Source organism: Ottowia sp. VDI28, assembly GCF_049532675.1.
GTDB lineage: Bacteria > Pseudomonadota > Gammaproteobacteria > Burkholderiales > Burkholderiaceae_C > Ottowia.
In genome coordinates, this window is the sequence record NZ_CP149820.1 from 405,166 (window position 1) to 423,218 (window position 18,053).

At 65.2% G+C, this 18,053-nt stretch carries 18 protein-coding genes; 8 read left to right on the forward strand and 10 right to left on the reverse strand.

The features are described from left to right. Window positions 1-59 precede the first annotated feature (59 nt). On the forward strand, window positions 60-1,283 hold the full coding sequence (locus WJU18_RS01845) for a CaiB/BaiF CoA transferase family protein (RefSeq protein ID WP_423458476.1): 1,224 nt from the start codon (window positions 60-62) through the stop codon (window positions 1,281-1,283). Between the two features lie 37 nt (window positions 1,284-1,320). On the opposite strand, the gene WJU18_RS01850 is transcribed toward WJU18_RS01845, so the two are convergent. Continuing rightward, complete coding sequence (locus WJU18_RS01850; protein ID WP_423458477.1) at window positions 1,321-2,031, reverse strand: 16S rRNA (uracil(1498)-N(3))-methyltransferase; 711 nt, start codon at window positions 2,029-2,031, stop codon at window positions 1,321-1,323. A 127-nt stretch (window positions 2,032-2,158) separates the two neighbouring features. Between WJU18_RS01850 and WJU18_RS01855 the strand changes: the two genes are divergently transcribed. The 3 genes from WJU18_RS01855 (at window position 2,159) to WJU18_RS01865 (ending at window position 4,922) form a co-directional block, all read left to right on the forward strand. Further along, on the forward strand, window positions 2,159-3,076 hold the full coding sequence (locus WJU18_RS01855) for a LysR family transcriptional regulator (RefSeq protein WP_423458478.1): 918 nt from the start codon (window positions 2,159-2,161) through the stop codon (window positions 3,074-3,076). Window positions 3,077-3,197: 121 nt separating this feature from the next. Beyond that, complete coding sequence (locus tag WJU18_RS01860; RefSeq protein WP_423458479.1) at window positions 3,198-3,920, forward strand: class II aldolase/adducin family protein; 723 nt, start codon at window positions 3,198-3,200, stop codon at window positions 3,918-3,920. Window positions 3,921-3,956: 36 nt separating this feature from the next. Further along, on the forward strand, window positions 3,957-4,922 hold the full coding sequence (locus WJU18_RS01865) for a Bug family tripartite tricarboxylate transporter substrate binding protein (RefSeq protein WP_423458480.1): 966 nt from the start codon (window positions 3,957-3,959) through the stop codon (window positions 4,920-4,922). A 58-nt stretch (window positions 4,923-4,980) separates the two neighbouring features. Here WJU18_RS01865 and fahA read toward each other — a convergent pair whose 3' ends face one another. The 9 genes from fahA to WJU18_RS01910 form a co-directional block, all read right to left on the reverse strand. After that, entirely contained in the window at window positions 4,981-6,303 is a 1,323-nt protein-coding gene (gene fahA, locus WJU18_RS01870) for a fumarylacetoacetase (RefSeq protein ID WP_423458481.1), read from the reverse strand. Between the two features lie 96 nt (window positions 6,304-6,399). After that, entirely contained in the window at window positions 6,400-7,209 is an 810-nt protein-coding gene (locus tag WJU18_RS01875; protein WP_423458482.1) for a cyclase family protein, read from the reverse strand. A 25-nt stretch (window positions 7,210-7,234) separates the two neighbouring features. Next, window positions 7,235-7,999, reverse strand: a complete 765-nt coding sequence (locus tag WJU18_RS01880) for an ABC transporter permease (RefSeq protein WP_423458483.1) — start codon at window positions 7,997-7,999, stop codon at window positions 7,235-7,237. Further along, a complete protein-coding gene (locus WJU18_RS01885; RefSeq protein WP_423458484.1) occupies window positions 7,996-8,454 on the reverse strand; it encodes an ABC transporter permease in 459 nt (152 codons plus the stop codon). The genes WJU18_RS01880 and WJU18_RS01885 overlap by 4 nt, the downstream gene beginning before the upstream one ends. A 5-nt stretch (window positions 8,455-8,459) precedes the next feature. Then, window positions 8,460-8,750, reverse strand: coding sequence for a hypothetical protein (locus WJU18_RS01890; RefSeq protein WP_423458485.1), 291 nt, complete (start codon window positions 8,748-8,750; stop codon window positions 8,460-8,462). A gap of 37 nt (window positions 8,751-8,787) precedes the next feature. After that, a complete protein-coding gene (locus tag WJU18_RS01895) occupies window positions 8,788-9,561 on the reverse strand; it encodes an ABC transporter ATP-binding protein (protein WP_423460915.1) in 774 nt (257 codons plus the stop codon). A gap of 28 nt (window positions 9,562-9,589) precedes the next feature. Further along, window positions 9,590-10,531 carry an ABC transporter substrate-binding protein gene (locus WJU18_RS01900; protein WP_423458486.1) on the reverse strand — a complete coding sequence of 314 codons (942 nt, stop codon included), beginning with the start codon at window positions 10,529-10,531 and terminating at the stop codon, window positions 9,590-9,592. After that, window positions 10,528-11,274: a TetR/AcrR family transcriptional regulator gene (locus WJU18_RS01905; protein WP_423458487.1), complete on the reverse strand. Its 747-nt coding sequence runs from the start codon at window positions 11,272-11,274 to the stop codon at window positions 10,528-10,530. The genes WJU18_RS01900 and WJU18_RS01905 overlap by 4 nt, the downstream gene beginning before the upstream one ends. Window positions 11,275-11,341: 67 nt before the next feature. Beyond that, complete coding sequence (locus WJU18_RS01910; RefSeq protein WP_423458488.1) at window positions 11,342-12,409, reverse strand: LacI family DNA-binding transcriptional regulator; 1,068 nt, start codon at window positions 12,407-12,409, stop codon at window positions 11,342-11,344. 211 nt (window positions 12,410-12,620) lie between these two features. On the opposite strand from WJU18_RS01910, the gene WJU18_RS01915 reads away from it, so the two are divergent. The 4 genes from WJU18_RS01915 to WJU18_RS01930 all read left to right on the forward strand — a co-directional run bounded on the left by WJU18_RS01915 (window position 12,621) and on the right by WJU18_RS01930 (window position 17,985). Further along, complete coding sequence (locus WJU18_RS01915) at window positions 12,621-13,787, forward strand: enolase C-terminal domain-like protein (protein ID WP_423458489.1); 1,167 nt, start codon at window positions 12,621-12,623, stop codon at window positions 13,785-13,787. 16 nt (window positions 13,788-13,803) lie between these two features. Continuing rightward, window positions 13,804-14,718, forward strand: coding sequence for a ketopantoate reductase family protein (locus WJU18_RS01920; protein ID WP_423458490.1), 915 nt, complete (start codon window positions 13,804-13,806; stop codon window positions 14,716-14,718). Between the two features lie 93 nt (window positions 14,719-14,811). Then, on the forward strand, window positions 14,812-15,756 hold the full coding sequence (locus WJU18_RS01925; protein ID WP_423458491.1) for a tripartite tricarboxylate transporter substrate-binding protein: 945 nt from the start codon (window positions 14,812-14,814) through the stop codon (window positions 15,754-15,756). A 129-nt stretch (window positions 15,757-15,885) separates the two neighbouring features. After that, window positions 15,886-17,985, forward strand: coding sequence for an acetoacetate--CoA ligase (locus tag WJU18_RS01930; RefSeq protein ID WP_423458492.1), 2,100 nt, complete (start codon window positions 15,886-15,888; stop codon window positions 17,983-17,985). The last annotated feature ends 68 nt before the right edge of the window (window positions 17,986-18,053 follow it).

Here is an 18,053-nt window from a genome sequence, read left to right on the forward strand (position 1 = left end):
TTTATTTTGAATGGCGGCGCTTAGAGTCGTGCCTGCTTATTTACTTGACGCTCGCCTCCATGCAGAACCAGATCCTCGCCGGCACCAAGGTGCTGGACCTCACACGCGTGCTGGCTGGCCCCTGGTGCACCCAGGCGCTGGCCGATATGGGCGCGGACATCTACAAGATCGAGCGCCCTGGGGTGGGCGATGAGATGCGGAACTCGCCGCCGTTCCTGAAGGATCTGCAGGGCAACGCCACCCGGGAGACGCCGTCCTATGTGGCTGTCAATCGCGGCAAGCGCTCGCTGGCGGTGGACTTCACCAAGGAAGCGGGCCGCAAGTTGCTGCTCGATCTGGCCGCGCGTTGCGATGTGCTGGCCGAGAACTTCAAGGCGGGTGATCTCAAGCGCTATGGGCTGGACTACGAATCCGTGCGCGCCGTTAACCCGGGCATCGTGTACTGCTCCATTACCGGCTACGGCCAGGATGGCCCCTATGCTTCATGGCCGGGCTACGATCCCGTGCTGCAAGCCATCTCGGGCATCATGAGCACCTGCGGCGTGCCTGATGGACAGCCAGGGGCCGGCCCCATGCGTTCCATGGTGCCCCTGGTGGATGTGATGACGGGGATGATCTCCACTTCGGCCGTGCTGGCCGCTTTGCTGCACAAGCACAAAACCGGCCAAGGCCAGCATATCGACGTCGCCCTGCTGGATGTGGCCGTGACCGCCACCAACTACATGGCGCAGAACTACCTGAACACGGGCCACACGCCCAAGCGCGCAGGCAATGGCAGCCATTTGTTCGCGCCTTCGAATTGCTTCCCGTGTGCCGATGGCCCCTTGCTGATCCAGATCGGCAACGATGGCCAATGGGTGAAGCTGTGCAAGACGTTGGACCGCGAGGCCTGGCTCTCCGATCCGCGCTACGCCTCCAATGCCGAACGGGTGCGGCATGCGGCAGAGCTCAACGAGGAGGTCATGGCGGTCACGCGCACCTTGAAGCGTCATGCGCTGGCGCAGGTGCTCGGCGAAGCCGGTGTACCCTGCGGGCCGGTCAACAACATTGATGAGGCTTTCCAGCACGAGCAGGTGCGGCATCGCGGATTGCGCGCCGAAGTGGAGCATCCCGTGCTGGGCACTTTGCCGGTGGTGCGGAGCCCCTTCCGCTTCTCCGAAACACCTGTGCAACTGAAGGCGCCGCCCCTGCTGGGCGCCGATACGGATGCGGTGCTGGGGGCGGAGTTGAACCTGCCTGGCGAAGTCCTCTCCGCACTGCGGGCGCAAGGCGTACTGGGGTGAGCGCTGTAGGGCGGGCATTCATGCCCACGCGCTGAATTCAGACGACGATCGCCGACAGCGCTGCCAGCGGTGCTGTCTCGGCGCGCAGCACACGTGTGCCAAGTGTGACGGGCGTGAAGCCGGCGGCACGAGCGGCCGATTCTTCCTTCGGGCTAAATCCCCCTTCAGGGCCGGAAAGCAGCGTCACGGCTTCGTTCCCGGGGTGCAGTGCTTCGCGCAGCGGGAGAGCGCCATCGGCGAGTGAGAGGATCAGGCGGTGGCCTGCCGGAGGAGAGCGCATGAGTTCATCGAAAGACAGCTGCTCCTGTACGGTCGGGACTTGATTGCGGCCGCTTTGCTCGCAGGCGGCGATGGCGACGGCCTGCCAATGGGTGCGTTTCTTTTCAGCCCGCTCGCCGGATAGGCGCAGGCTGCTGCGCTCGGTGAGCACGGGCGTGAAGCCGGAGGCGCCCAGTTCGGTGGCTTTCTCGATCAGCCAATCCATGCGGTCGCTTGCCATGAGGCCGGCAGCCAGGTGGACGCGGCGCGTTGGCTCGCACTCGATGGCATGGTGCGCGCTTACGGTCACCTGCACGTCGCTCCGGCCCATGCGCAGGACCTGCGCCTCCCACTCGCCGCCCCGGCCGTCGAACAATGTGATGGCCGAGCCGGGCTGCAGCCGCAGGACCTGGACATGGCGGGCGGCGCCGGGCGGGAGTTGCAGTTCGGCGCCGCTGGCGAGATCGGTGGGGACGTGGAATCGGGGCATATCATTCGCGAAAGAGCCCACCGATGGTAATGAACTCCCGCTCGGCCTGTCCAAAAGCGGTCCAGGAGCCGCCAATGCGCCGCCCGCTACACTGTACTGCTGCTCCTATCGGAAGGAATGGTTTCCCATGAATCTGCGCCAGTTGCGCTACTTCGCGAAGATCGTCGAGGTCGGCAACATGACGCGGGCGGCCGCTGAACTGCTGGTGGCGCAGCCTGCGCTCGGCATGCAGGTGCGCCAGTTGGAAGAAGACCTGGGTGTGGCGCTGCTGCAGCGCCATTCACGCGGTGTCACGCCGACCCCGGCTGGCGCCTTGCTGTACGAGCGCGCGCGTGACATTCTTGAGCGGGTCGAGGCCACGCGGCGCGAGGTGGCCGCCCTGGCGCCTGACACGGCCGAGCCTGTACGCCTGGGTTTGACGCCAAGCCTCATGCTGTATCTTGGGCCCGATATAGCCGTGCGCTTGCGCGAGACCTTGCCTCAGGTGCTGCTCAGCATGGTCGAGGAAATGAGCCATGTGCTGGTGGAGCGCCTGGTGCGCGAGGAGCTGGATCTGGCGTTGGCCTATGGCGTGCCCGAGCATCCGGCGCTGGCGCGGCTGCCTTTGCATCACGAGGACCTGGTGCTGGTGGCGCTGCCGTCCGGCAAACCCGGCCGCCCGGTGACGCTGGCCGAAGCGCTGGAAGAACGGCTGGCCATTCCCGAGCGGCGCGATGTGGTGCGCGAAACCGTGGCCCGCGCTGCCGAGAGCGCCGGCCTGGAAGTGCGCATGGCCTACGAGGTCCGCTCCATTGCAGGCATCAAGGGGCTGATCTTGCGCGGCGAGGCGGCCAGCATCCTGCCGCTCGCGTCGGTCATCGACGAGGTGCAGGCCGGCTTGCTCGATGCGCGCCCCATTGTCCAGCCCACACTGCAGCGCACGCTGTATCTGGCCTGGCCTCAGCGCCGCGCGGCGCTGCACAGCGAGGCCGCCTTGCGGACTCAGTTGCTCGCCGTTCTGGATGGCTTGCGCCAGCGCCTGGGGCCGCTGGCCCATCCGGCTTGAGCGAAGGCAACTCTAAGAAACTGTTCTAAGAAAAACTTCGGTCTGCCCCCCGTCATTCGGTATTGGACGCCGTGCGGCGCACGCGCTTCAATCATGGGTTTTCAACCACGCTGATACCAACATGGGAATGAATGTGCCCGAGCAACTCGGCCGCGAACTGGCCTTGGCCAATCGCATCCTCTATGACCATCAGATTGTCGATGGCCTGGGCCACGTAAGCGTGCGCCACCCCGATGATCCGGAGTTGTTCCTGCTATCGGCCAACCGCGCACCGGGCCTGGTGCGGCCAGCGGACATCGTCTGCTACCGGCTCGATGGCAGTTCGCTGGATCCGCAGGCGCCGCGCCCGTATCTCGAGCGCTTCATTCATTCCGAGATCTACCGCGCCCGCTCGGACGTGCACGCGGTGGTGCACTCGCATTCGATGAGCGTGATCCCCTTCGCCTGCACCCGCACACCCTTGCGCCCGATGTTCCATATGGCAGGTTTCCTGGGCCAGGGTTCGGCGCACTTCGAGATCCGCGAGGCCGGCGGCGATACCGACATGCTGGTGAGCAGTCCTTACCTGGGGCAGGCGCTGGCGCGTTCCCTGGGCTCGCACAGCTGCGTGCTGATGCGCGGCCATGGCTCGACCGTGGTGGGCACGCATCTGCGTCAGGCGGTCTATCGGGCCATCTACGCGGAAGTCAACGCCAAGTTGCAACTGTCCACGCAGGCGCTGGGAGAGCCAGCCTACCTCAATCTGGAGGAGGCGCGCCTGTCCTCGGAGACGAACGATGGCCAGATCTCGCGGTCATGGGACCTCTGGGTCGGCCGCCTGGGCGAGTTGGATCTGGCCGCATGACGCGTTCTTTGCACCTTTAGATTCCTGGAGTTCGTGATGAAGATTTCCCGCTGGATCGCCGCCGGCTGCCTGAGCCTGGTGGCCGTGGGCACAGCTCTGGCCCAAACCTACCCCGTCCGCGGTGTGCGCATCGTGGTGCCCTATGCCACGGGCGGTGGCTCCGACATTCTGGCGCGCCAGATCGGTGCCGGCCTGCAGCAGGCCTGGGGACAAGGGGTGATCGTGGACAACAAGCCCGGCGCCTCGGGCAACATCGGCAGCCAGGAAGTCGCGCGCGCCCCGGCTGACGGCTATACCTTGCTGCTGCAGAACAGCACCATGGTGACCAATCTCGGGATGATGGGCAAGCTGCCCTACGACCCCGAACGCGATCTCACGCCCATCATGCTGCTGGGCGTCACCCCCATCGCGGTGGTGTCCCACCCCGATGCCCGCATCAGCGACGTGCGCGCGCTCGCGGCAGCCGCCAAGGCGAAGCCGAATGGGCTGAGCTATGGCTCATGCGGCATCGGCACGCCGCAGCACTTCGTGATGGAACTGGTCAAGCAGAAGACGAACATCGAAGCCGCGCACGCAGGCTATCGCGGCTGCGCACCGGCCGTCAGCGATGTGCTCGGCGGGCAGATCCCATTGGCCGTCGTCAGCGCCAACCTGGTCGCGCCCTATGCCAAGAACGGCCGGTTGAAAGTGGTGGGAGTGTCCACGGCCCAGCGCTACGGCTTGATGCCGGACGCGGCGACCTTCGAGGAGCAGGGACTCAAGCCTTTCGACTTCTCGATCTGGTATGCCCTCATGGGTCCGGCCAAGCTGCCGCCGGCCGTGGTGTCCAAGATCGTGGCCAGCGTGGAGAAGGTGTTGGACGACGCGACGGTGAAAGCCAATCTTTCCGGCGCAGGTGTGGAGCCGCTGCGTGGCGACGGTGCGGCGCTGGCACGCTTGATTCGTGCAGATACCGCCCGGTATGCCGACCTGGCCAAGCGGGCACACATCAAGCCCGAATAAGCGCTTAGGAGCGGTGTGAGTTCCCTGCCGGGCACCTGGCCCAGCAGGGGGCGGGCGGTCAGGCGCTCACGGCCGGGAGCACCATTCCCCGGCATTCACCAAAGCCGATGCGTGCCGCGCCAGCGCGTTCACACCAGCCTCGCAGGATGACCGCGTCGCCGTCTTGCAGGAAGGTGCGCTGCTCGCCGGTGCCTGCCAGGGTGACCGGCTTGGTGCCGCCCTGACTCAGCTCGACGATGGCACCGGCTTCGGAGGGGGTCGGGCCGCTGATGGTACCCGTGCCGCAAAGATCGCCGGGCTGCAGGTTGCAGCCGCCCACGGTATGCTGGGCCAGCATTTGCGCCATGGTCCAGTATTGGTGGCGGAAGCTGGTGCGCGACACCTCAGCGGGCGCCAGCTTCTGTTGGCGGTGCTGCGGAGATTCGATGCTCACGGTGAGTTGCACGTCCACGCCGCCTGCCTGGCGATTGCCGGCGTTGTCCAGGTAGGCCAGTGGCTGGGGCTCATTCGCGGGGCGCTCGAAAGGCACCCGGAATGGGGCCAACGCATCCATGGTGACAATCCACGGGGACAGGCTGGTGCAGAAGTTCTTGCCCAGGAAAGGACCCAGCGGGTTCATTTCCCAGAACTGGTGGTCGCGCGCGGACCAGTCGTTGAGCAGGCACATGCCGAAGATGTGCTGCTCCGCTTCGGCGAGCGGCACAGGGCGGCCCATGGCATTGCCAGGGCCTACGAAAAAGCCCATCTCCAGTTCGTAGTCGAGACGCGTACAGGCGGTGTACACTGGCGCGCTGGCGCCTGGCGGCATGGCCTGACCGTGAGGGCGGTGATAGTCCGTGCCGCTCATCACCACGCTGCTGGCGCGTCCGTGATAGGCAATAGGCAGCCACTGGAAGTTGGGCGTCAGCGGATCCTCGGGCCGGATCACGCGGCCGACATTGCGTGCGTGGTGGATGGAGGTGTAGAAATCGGTGTAGTCGCCGATACGGGCTGGCAGGCGGTGCTCCACGGTGGCGAGGGGGAGCAGGCAAGCTTGCACGGCTTGCCGTGCGGAAGCGCCGTCTTTCAGCACCTCGAACAGCGCATGCCGCAAGGCGCGCCAGGCGCCGGGACCGGCGCCCATGAATTCATTGAGCGCATCTTGCGCTGCCAGCCGCAGTGCATCGCCCGCAGCACCGGTGATCAGGCCCTTGCCCGCCAGGGCCGCCAGATCAAGTGCCTGATCGCCAATGGCTACGGCGCCACGGAAGGCTTCAGCGCTGCCTCGTGGGCGCAGCACGCCGAAGGGCAGGTTCTGGATCGGAAAGTCGGCATCGGCGGCATTGGCAGAAGCCAGCCAACTGCGTGACGAGGGGTCATGGGTGTGATCGAGTGTGGCCATGTGCGTTTCCTGGATAGACGATGTTTTTGTTCCCGTCATTCCCGCCTGCGCGGGAATGACGGAGACTGGCGGGAATACTGAGGCTTCTCTGTCAGATCAGTTCGTACTAGCCATCAGGACGTCATCGAAGATCGCCACGGCGCGCGTCCAGCCTGCCGAGGCGCCACGGATCTTGTGGGGGAAGCACGAGATATAGAAGCCGGTGGGCGGCAGCGCCTCGAGGTTGTGCAGTTTTTCCAGGTGGCAGTAGCCGATGTCGCGCCCCGCCTTGTGGCCTTCCCAGATCAGGCCGGCGTCGTGGCTCTCGGCGTATTTTTCGGCGGTGTAGACGAAGGGGGCGTCCCAGCTCCAGGCGTCTGTCCCTGTCAGGCGCACGCCGCGTTCCAGCAAGTACATCGTGGCTTCATAGCCCATGCCGCAGCCTGCGGATACGAAGTCGTTGTGCCCATAACGGCTGCCCGCGCGGGTGTTGACGACGACGATTTCAAGCGGACTCAGTTCGTGGCCGATGCGCTTGAGCTCGGCTTCGACGTCGGCGGCGGTGACCACATAGCCGTCGGCAAGGTGGCGGAAATCCAGTTTCACCCCTGGCTGGAAGCACCATTCCAGCGGCACTTCGTCAATGGTCCAGGCCGGTTTCTTGTTGCCAAGGGCCTTGTCCATGGTGCTATGGAAATGATAGGGCGCATCCAGGTGCGTGCCATTGTGGGTGGAGAGCTGGATTTGTTCCACGGCCCAGACCTCGCCATCCGGAAGATCTTCCTTCTTCAGGCCGGGAAAGAAGGGCGCCATTTGCTCGAACGAGTTCTGGTGGTTGAAGTACTCGATCTTCGGCGCGAAAGCCGGCGGATCGGAGATGACGTCGTTTTCCAGATAGATGGATAGATCAATGAATTTGCGTGCCATGGAAGCCTCCAGGGGAATGAATGAGTTAAGGGTGTTGCCAACGCAGCAGGCGCCGCTCCGCCATCGCCAGAAGCGCGTTGCTGACAAAGCCGATAGCACCCAGCAAGACGATGCCGGCGAAAAGTTCGCTGGCGCGGAAAGCGCGCGCAGCCAGCAGGATGGCCTGGCCAAGGCCAGGTTGCGAGGCGATCATTTCGCCCACCACGCTGACGATCAGGGATATGGTCATCGCCAGCCGCATGCCGGCCACGATGTCAGGCAGCGCGTTGGGCAGGCCGATCTTCCAGAGAAATTCTCCACGCCCCATCTGCAGTGCGGCAGCCACTTCCCGCAGGCGAGGGTGGACACCAGCCAGCCCATGCACCGTGGCCAGCAGCACTGGCCACATGGATCCAAAGGCCACCACCGAAAGCACCATGCCGCTGGAAAGGCCGAAGATGGCAATGGCCAGCGGCATGACCGCCGAAGCCGGCAGCGGGCGGATGAACTCGAGCGTGGGGCCAATCCATGCGCGCGCGGCGGCGCTGCTGCCGATCAGCGCGCCCAGGGCGATGCCAGCGACACCAGCAAGTCCCCAGCCGGCCAGCATGCGGCCGACAGTGGCTGCCGTGAAGGCGCCCAGTTCGCCTTCGGCCAAGCCTTCCCGAAGGCTCGCGAGCGTGGCCTCGGGCGTGGGCAGAAACACCTTGCTGACCCAACCGCCGTGGCTGGCCAGCCACCACAGGGCCAGCAGGGCCGCCAGCACGGCGAGGGAGCCGGCCATGTCGGCAGGAGTGAAGCGCCGGTTCATGCGGCCACCTCACCCATGCGCTCGGCCACCTTGCGCTGCACCCACTCGGCGCCCGCGTTGATGGCAAAACCCACCACGCCGATCCAGAGCAGCCAGGCCAGCATCAGAGCGGGATCCAGGCTCTGCTGCGCGATCATCATGGCGTAGCCCATGCCGTTGGGGTTGGCGGCGATTTCCACCGTCACGGCGACCACCAGCGCGATCGCCACGCCCAGACGCAGCGCCACGAACAAGCGGGGGACGATGGCCGGGCCGACGATCCATGAAAAGCGCTGCCAGGCGCTCATCTGCAAGGCACGCGCCACTTCCAGCAGGCGAGGCTCGACCTGCTGCACGGCGGCTTGCGTCAGCATGCCGATCGGCCAGAGGCAGGCAAAAGCCACCACGCTGACTTCCATGCGCAGCCCAAAGCCGAAGACCAGCATGGCGAGTGGAATCAGGGCGACGGAGGGCACAGGCCTCAGAATTTCCACGCTGAGAAAAGACAGCCGCGCCGCGCGGCGGAGAGCCCCAGCAGCGTGCCCAGCGCCACGCCCAATCCACCCCCGATCAGCAGGCCGAGTGCCGCGCTGCCGAGGGTGAAGCCGGTAGCAGCCAGCAGCGAACCATCGGTCAATGCACCGCCGAAGGCGTGCAGAGCCGCGCTTGGCGGTGCGATGGCATCGCTTTGCGCGCCCACGGTGCGGGCCCAGAGCTCCAGCGCCGCCAGGATCAATACCGGAAAGACGAAGGGGCGCAGCCGCCTGATCATGCTGGACCCCGGGGGAGGGAGAAACACAGAAGCGGCTTCATGAATGATGCCCCAGGTAGTGGTAGAGCTCGCGCCGCAGCCGCAGGAACTCCGGGTGCTCCTTGGTGGAGAGTTGCTCGCGGGGCTGGGGCAACGGGACGTCGATCAATGCTGCCAGGCTGGGCTGCTCCGGTGTAGGGTTGGCACGCAGGGCCAGCACGCGATCGCCCAGATACAAGGCTTCTTCCAGATCGTGCGTCACGAACAGCACCGTAAGGCCTTGCTCGCGCACCAGGCGCGCTACTTCGTCCTGAAGGCTTTCGCGCGTCATGGCATCCAACGCACCGAAGGGCTCGTCCATCATCATCAGCTCGGGCGTCTGCGCAAGGCAGCGCGCGATCTGTACACGCTGCTGCATGCCGCCGGAGAGCTGGGCCGGAAATTTGTGCGCATGGGCGCTGAGGCCTACCGTGGCCAGCACACGCTTGATGCGTTCGGGCTGCTCTGCAGCCGGCACACGCGCCGCCTCCAGCGCCAGGGCCACGTTGCGCTCCACCGTGCGCCAGGGCAGCAGGGCGCGTCCGTAGTCCTGGAATACGAAGGCGGCTTCACGGGAGGGGTCAGTCACTGGCTGGCCGCGCCGCGTGACCTGCCCGCTCGTGGGCGAGACGAAGCCAGCCGCCGCCCGCAGCAAGGTGGTCTTGCCGCAGCCAGAAGGGCCGATGATGCAAACGAATTCGCCGCGCTTGATCTGAACACTGGTGGGAGAGAGTATTTCGCGCCCGCCCAGGTGAATGGCGACACGATCGAATTCAAGAACGCAGTCCGTCATCTGGCTTCCGTTACTCACTATTCACTCGTCACTTGAACAGCAGCGAGGCGACGTTGGGCGAAGTCTTCAGCATGCCCTGGTCCTTCATCAGGCCTACCCAGTAGTCGAGCTGCTTGGTCGTGACCACCGGGCCGGGCGGAGAAATCTGCGCGTGCGCCAGCACCTCCGGCGGCAGCTTGATGTATTTGCCGATGGCAGTACGTACCGCGGCGTTGTTCTTGGGGTTCTGTATGAAGGTGCCTGCTTCCTGGATGGCTTGCTGGAAGTTGCGCACCGCGGCGGCATTCTTCTGCGCCCAATCGCGCTTGGCGACATAGATGATGGTCGGCTGGCCTTCAGGCAGGAAAGTGGAATAGTACGAAGCCACGTAGCCCGCACCGGTTTCCGTGATGCGGCTCATGAAGGGATCGGCGCTGATCACCGCATCGACCGAGCCGCCGCGCAGCATGTCGCCATGTTGGGGGAAGGCCGCTTCCACGAAATTGACCTTCTTGTAATCCACGCCCTGGTCCTTGAGCCATGCACGGAAGGTGACATGCAGGAACGCGCCCAGGCCCGGCACACCGATCTTCTTGCCCAGGCAATCGGCGGCGGTCTTGATGCCGCTGCCCGCGCGCGCCACCAGGCCGAAGCCAGTGATTGATTTCGAGGTGACGCCACCGCCGGACACCACCACCTGATCCAGCCCGCCGTCCACCGATTGCAGGTACACGCTTGGTGTCGGTCCGCCGATCTGCAGCGAATCGGCCTGAACGGCTGCAGGAATGGTGGAATTGAGCGGGATGAACTTCAGTTCGACATCCAGCCCGCGCTTCTTGAAATAGCCCTGCTCGGCAGCCACGAAGACGGAGGCGAAATCAGTCACCGCCGTGTAACCGAAGACGATCTTGGTCGTCTGGCTGAGAGCGGGGCGGATGAAGCCGGCAGCGGCCAGCGCGGCCATGGCTTGCAAGGTATTGCGGCGTTTCATGAGGGTCTCCTTGGGGTTGTTTGAGTTTGAAGGGCGGCGTCTATGCCGGCGGTGATGAAGCGAACCAGCAGCGGGGCTGCGTCCGCATCGTTAGGGGTGCTGACGCCATGAGAAAGACGCTCGATGCGCCGGTCGCTGATGTGATGCAACAGGGCGCCCAGCGCGAATTGATAGCTCCAGGCCACTTGCGCGCGCGAGACCCCGGGCCGGGCGCTATGCAGCGCGTCGATGAAGGCGTGTGCGAGGGGATCGAAGAAATCGTGCAGAACGCGGTCAGCTTCGTCGCGGGCATAGGACAACTCGCGGCTCACCAGCAGGGCATAGGACTCGCCCTCGGGGCTGGCACGCATCCGCAGCACGGGCTCCACGAACGCGCTCACGATGCGGGGCAGGGCTGACGGTTGCTCCCGTGTTTCCGACACCGCTTCGCGCAGCAGCGCCAGGCGCGCTTCGATGGTGGGCTGCCAACGCTCGAAGATGGCGTGGAACAACTCGTTCTTGGCACCGAAATAGTAGCCCACCAGGGCCAGTGGCACGCCTGCCTCGCTGGCGATCTGCCGCAGCGATACCGCGTGATAGCCGTGCTGGGCGAAGAGTTTTTCCGCCGCCAGGAGGATGTCCGTGCGGCGGTCGCGCCGCTCCGCGGATGCCGCGCGCCGCGAAGGAGGCGTTGGCGATCTGGAAGGGGGCAGCACGGGAGCGGGCATGAGCGGATTGGACAGGTGTACAAGTTTTTTGAACATTCGTACAAACCCGCGAACCCCAACTCGCTGGGGCGGATGGCCGGCAGGCTCAGAACGTGTTCACGTTCTAAGGCCGGGCCTGATACTCTTGAGGCGAGTGCGGGAAAATGGCTGTCGATCCCCGCACCACCAGGGACGGCGCAAAGCGCGAGGCTTCTCCTGTGCTGCCGGCTGCCATGGTCGAACTGCCCTCGAAGCGCATCAACAGCAGGCTGGTTGCATATCGCCCCATCTCCTGAACCGGCAGTTGCACCGTCGTCAGTCCATGGCCGATCAATTTGAACCAGACCGGGTCGCCGTAGCCCACCAGCGAAATGTCTTCCGGCCACCGCAGCCTCAGGCCGCGCAGCGCCTCCAGCGCGCCGATGGTGAGGCTGGAGCTGCCCACCACCAGCGCGGTGGGGCGCTGGTTTCCCGCCGCCAGCAGGGATGTCACGGCATGCTGGGCGAATTCCGGGCGTGGCGGCCCGAGCGCGGTGTGTCCCGCATCCAGCCCATATTCGGCCATCACCGAGCGGAACCCTTCATGCCGGTCGAGCCCGCAGCTGATGTCGGGGTGTGTGCCCACGTAGGCGATGCGGCGGTGCCCGTAGTTCACCAGATGCCTGGTGGCCGAAGCAACGCCCGCGAAATCGTCGATCAGAACGGCCTCGTGCGCGATACCGGGGTGGCGCCGCACGAGTTGGGCCGCATTGATGCCGCGCAGCATCTCCAGGGTCTCGGCCCGGGCCTTGCTGGTGGGGGTGATGATGACACCCGCTGCCCGGGAGACGAGGAGCGCGCGCACATCGCCCATCTCCCGGTCGGGATCGTCTTCCGTGATGCTGAGCGCCAAGTGAAAGCCGCGCGCGGCGGCAGCGTCGGCCACGATCTGTGCCATGGCGGCATAGAACTCGTTCTGGATATCGGGGATGACGAGCCCCAGCACCGGCCCATGCGTGCCGCGCATGCTCTGCGCCAGCCCATTGGGCACGTAGCCGAGTTCGCGGGCCCGCGTCTGCACCCGCAGCTTGGTATCGGGCTTGACGCTCGGGTGGTTCGCGAGCGCGCGCGAGACAGTGGCATGCGACATCGATAGGTCATTCGCGATGTCGCGGATCGTCACGGCACTCATGCCTGCGGGCAGTGGTTTCATTCCGGCATCCTACCGATCACGGCGTGCTTGCCCTGGCGGGGCGGTTTCCGGATAAATTTTGCAAGTTTTGCACACGTCATCATTTTTGTGTGCTCATTATTCCATGCACACTGCCCAGTGAAAAATCATTGAGATTGATAGGACGTGACGATGCTCTTTGCGTTTTAAATGAACACGTGTACATTTCTGCCTGTTTCATGCCTGCACCTCCATGCGCATTACCGACATCCGCGAACTCACTGTGCCCCTTGAAGGCAACATGGCCAATGCCGTCGTCAATTTTTCCGCGCACACAGTGTCCATGGTGGCGGTTTTCACCGACGTGGTGCGCCAGGGGCAGCCGCTGGTGGGCCTCGCTTTCGACTCGATCGGCCGCTTCGCGCAGGGAGGGCTGCTGCGCGAACGCTTCATTCCACGGCTGCTGGCCGCGCCGCCGGCGGAACTCCTCGCTGACGACGGCACGGCTTTCGACCCTGCCCGCGCGTTCAAGGTGATGATGCGCGACGAGAAACCCGGCGGCCATGGCGACCGCGCGGCGGCCGTGGGCGCACTCGAACTCGCGCTGTGGGATCTCAATGCGAAACTGCGCGACGAACCAGCCTGCCAGACCATCGCTCGCCACTTCGGCCGCACGGCGGCTGACGGCGTGCATGTGTACGCAGCTGGCGGCTACTATTACCCCGGCGAGGACAACGTGCGCCGGCTGGTCGACGAACTCTCGGGCTACCGGGACCTGGGCTTCAGCGCCTTCAAGATCAAAGTCGGCGGAGCCCCGATGCCGCAGGATATCGAGCGGGTGCAGGCCGCGCTGGAGATTGCCCGCGAGGGCGGCCATCTGGCGGTGGATGCCAACGGCCGCTTCGACCTGCCGACGGCCATCGCCTACGCCGAATGGCTCCAGCCCTTGCGGCTGCGCTGGTACGAGGAGGTGGGCGATCCCCTGGACTTCGAGCTCAACCGGCAAGTGATCGAGCGCTATGGTGGGCCGGTGGCGACCGGTGAAAACCTTTTCTCGGTGGCCGATGTACGCAATTTGCTGCGTTTCGGCGGCATGCGCCCCGGCGTCGACGTGTTCCAGATGGATGCCGGGCTGGCCTATGGCCTGACGGAATATGCCGGCATGCTGGCGCTGATGGAGGCCTCGGGCTACGACCGCACGCAAGCCCATCCCCATGGCGGCCACCTGATCAACCTGCACATTGCCACCGGACTTGGCCTGGGCGGGTGCGAGGCTTACCCCGGTGTGTTCCAGCCCTTCGGGGGCTACCCGCCGGGCTGCATCGTGGGTGGGGGCCTGGTACGGCCGACCGATGCGCCTGGCTTCGGCCTGGAAGAAAAACGTGAACTGGAACCCGCGCTGCGGCAACTGCTGTCGTGAATGAAAGAGAGTGCCAATGAAGATAGCTGTGGTGGGATGCGGCGCCATGGGTTCGGTATACGCCGGGTTGCTGGCCAGCGCGGGCAATGAACTTCAGGTGGTGGACCATTGGCGGGCGCACGTGCAGGCCATCGGCGAACAAGGCTTGCGTGTGGAAGGCGCCAGCGGCGACCGCAGGGTGCGCCTGGCGGCTGCCACCGAGGCGCCGCGCGAGCCCATGGACCTGGTGATCATCGCCACCAAGGCAGCGCAGACCGCGCAAGCCGCGCGCGATGCACACGCGATGTTGGCACCGCACACGGTGGTGCTGACCATACAGAACGGCCTGGGCAGCGCCGATGCGGTGGCCGCCGAAATAGGTGCCGACCGGCTGCTGGTGGGCGTGGCCGCGGCCTTCGGCGCGTCCCTGCGCGGCCCAGGCCACGCCCGGCACGAGGGCATGGCGGCGATACGCATGGGGCCTTATGCGGGTTTGCCTTTGACGCAGGCCGAGGCGGTGGCCAGGATCTGGCGCGATGCGGGATTCAATGCCGATGCGGTGGAGGATGTGCTGGCCATGCAGTGGGAAAAGCTGATCTGCAACGTGGCGTACAGCGCGCCGTGCGCGTTGACGGGTTTGACGGTCGGGCAGGTCATGGACGATCCGGAGATCGGCCCCGTCAGCCGGGCCGCCGCCGTGGAAGCGTGGACTATGGCCCGCGCCTGCGGTATCGGCATCCGGGTGGAGGATGCCGTGGCGCACGTGCGGGCCTTTGGCAAGCGCGTCGCTGATGCCAAGCCCTCAGTGCTGCTCGACCACGAGAAGCGCCGTCCGAGTGAAATCGACGTGATCAACGGCGCGATTCCCCGGCAGGCTGCGCGCCGCGGCCTCGAGGCTCCCGTCAATGCCACGCTCACCGCGCTCGTGAAGCAGCGCGAGCGCGGATTCTGAGCGGCGAAAGGTTCTGCAGCCCGGATGAACGCGGACCGCGTACCGAACGCACTGAAGTTTGAACCCACCGAAACTACATCAGGAGACCTCCCCATGCACCTGCTACGAGTTCTTGCCACGGCTGCCGTGGCTGTACTGGCCGTATCCCATGCCGCGGCCGATACTTTCCCGAGCCGTCCCATACGGATTCTGCTTCCGCAGGGCGCCGGCGGAGGCGCGGACATCGTCGCGCGCATGATGGCGCCCGAGATGCAGAAGCGCCTGGGGCAACCGGTGCTGGTCGAGAATCGCCCTGGAGGCAACGAATCCATCGCGCCGGATGCGGTCGCCAAGTCGGCGCCGGACGGCTACACCCTGGGTGTCATCAGCGCCACGCACTCCGTCAATCAGACCTCGGCGGGCATCAAGCTGCCTTTCGATCCGCAGATGGCCTTCGTGCCGGTCGCACCGATGATGAGCCTTCCCATGGTGGTGATCGTCAACAGCAGCCTGGGCATAGGCGATGTGAAGACGCTGGTGGCCCGCTCCAAGGCCGCGCCGGGCACCTTCAACTACGGCTCGGCCGGGCCCAAGACCTTCGCGGGCATTGCCACCGAGTGGTTCGTGCGCGTCAGCGGGGCCGACATCACCGGTGTCACCTACGGTACCAAGGGCATCCTGCAGGGCTTGGTGTCCAACGATATCCAGATGGCGTTCGGAGGGCAGGCGGCCAGCGCCCCGATCGTGCAGACCGGCAAGGCCAAGGTCATTGCCGTGACCAGTGGCAAGCGCGCGGCCAGTTTGCCCGAGATACCCGCCGTGGCCGAGACCTATCCTGGCTTCGATGTCACGCCGTGGTACGGCTTCATCGCCCCGGCCGGCACGCCCGCGCCTGTGGTGGAGCAGCTCAATCGTGCCATCGGCGAAACCATGCGGGCATTGACACCGCGCTTGCTGGAGATGGGCAATGAGCCGATGGTGATGGCACCCGCCGAATTCCAGGCGTTCCTGAACCGCGATGTGCAGGCCTGGACACGGATCGTGGACGCGGTGAAGTGAACGGAGGCACTGCGCATGCCCATTCGTTGCCAATGACGCCCGACTGGGGGCGCCTTGAGGACGCATTGGGGACGCATTGGGGGTTTCAGGGGATGACATACCTGGGCCCTCGGCCTAATAATCCGGAGCATGAGCATCGTCAGTACCCGCGCCGCTACCCGCACATCCCCCCGTGTTCCCCAGATCCGCCGCTACCAGAATTGGTTGAGCGAGAAGCACGGCCTCTCGTTCAACAACTATCACGACCTCTGGCGTTGGTCGACGACCGAGGTGGAAGCTTTCTGGCAGAGCATCTGGGATTACCTGGATCTTCAATCGCCCACGCCTCACACGGCCGTGCTGGAGCGCAATGTGATGCCGGGCGCCCGGTGGTTCCCTGGCGCGCAGACGAACTATGCCCGGCAGGTGCTGCGGCACGTGGAGCCGGCGCATGCCGCCGGGCTGCCGGCGATCATCAGCGACAACGAAAAAGGCCAGGCGCGCGAGCTTTCATGGCCCGAGCTGCGGCGGCAGGTGGCCGCGCTGGCACTGCACTTGCGGGCGCAGGGCGTGGAGCCCGGCGATCGCGTGGCGGCCTACCTGCCCAACATCCCGGAAACCATGGTGGCCTTTCTGGCCACCGCCAGCCTCGGTGCGGTCTGGAGCGTGTGCGCACCCGACATGGGTACCAATGCCGTGCTGGACCGCTTCAAGCAGATCGAGCCCAAGGTGCTGATCGCCTGCGACGGTGTGACCTGGGCGGGGCGCGACATCGACCGGCTGGAAGTCGTGCAGCAGTTGCGTGAAGCGTTGCCCACGGTGAAGCACACACTGGTGTACCGCAATTTGAAGAGCACGGCGGACATCAGCGGCGCATCGGATTTCGAAGAGGTCGCGGTCCGCGACGATGCCGGAACGGCGGCCTTCGAGCCTTTGTGGGTGCCTTTCGATCATCCGGTGTGGGTGGTTTATTCAAGCGGCACCACGGGCCTGCCCAAGCCCATCGTGCATGGCCATGGCGGGATGATCATGGTCATGATGATGCAGGGCAGCCTGCACAACGATATCGGCTGCAGTTACGCGCCAGAGACCTTCGGCGAACGCTATCACTGGTACAGCTCCACCGGCTGGGTGATGTGGAATGCCCAGATGTCCGGCCTGATGTCCGGTACTACCTGCGTTCTTTTTGACGGCAGTCCCGGCGGCAGCAAGGACGCACCCGATTGGACGGTGCTGTGGCGCTTTGCCGCACGCCATCAGGTGAGCTTTCTGGGGGCCGGTGCCGCGTTCTATGCCAACTGCATGAAGGCGGGCGTTGATCTGGGCGCTTGTGGAGATCTGTCCCGTGTCCGCGCTCTCGGCACCACGGGCTCGCCGCTCGCGCCCGACGTGCAGCAATGGGGCACCGCGCAGTTCAGCCGCATCGCGGCCATCCCCGAGCAAGAGGATATCTGGTGGTGCAACATCTCCGGCGGCACAGATTTCGCGGGCGCATTCATTGGCGGCAACAGGGAGTTGCCGCAGTCACCGGGCGTGATGCAATGCCGCTTGCTTGGTGCGGCGGTGGAGGCCTGGAACGATGCTGGTGAGCCGGTGTCCGGCCAGGTGGGCGAGCTGGTCTGCACACAACCGCTTCCCTCCATGCCGCTGTACCTGGTGAATGATCCTGACGGTGCGCGCTACAAGGGAAGTTATTTCGAGATGTACCCGCCCGGCCACGGCCGCAAACCCGGCGGCGGGGATCTGGATGCTTCGGCCGGCAGCGTCTGGCGCCACGGCGATTGGTTGCGCGTCGGAGACGAGCAAGGGCAAGGCGATTGGTGCGTGATCTACGGCCGCAGCGATGCGACCATCAACCGCCACGGCCTGCGCATGGGCACCAGTGAGATCTACAGCGCGGTGGAAGGCATCGCCGAGGTGCTTGATTCCATGGTGGTCGATCTCGAATACCTCGGCCGCGACAGCTACATGCCGCTGTTCGTGGTGCTGCGCGCTGGCGTGGCGCTGGATGAGGCGCTGAAGGGGCGTCTCAAGGCCGCCATTCGCCAGTCCTTGAGCCCCCGGTTCGTGCCGGACGATATTTTTCAGGTGCCCGAGATTCCCCGCACCCTTTCAGGCAAGAAGCAGGAACTGCCCATCAAGAAACTCCTGCTGGGCCAGCCTCTAGAGAAAGTCGTCAACAAGGAGGCCATGGCCAATCCGCAGAGCCTGGATTGGTATGTCGCCTTCGCGCGGACCCGGCAAGCCTGACATGGGTGGAGCGTCCGGGATCATGAAGACACGCTGACGTGCGGGCATCAGCTTCGCTTCATGTTTCT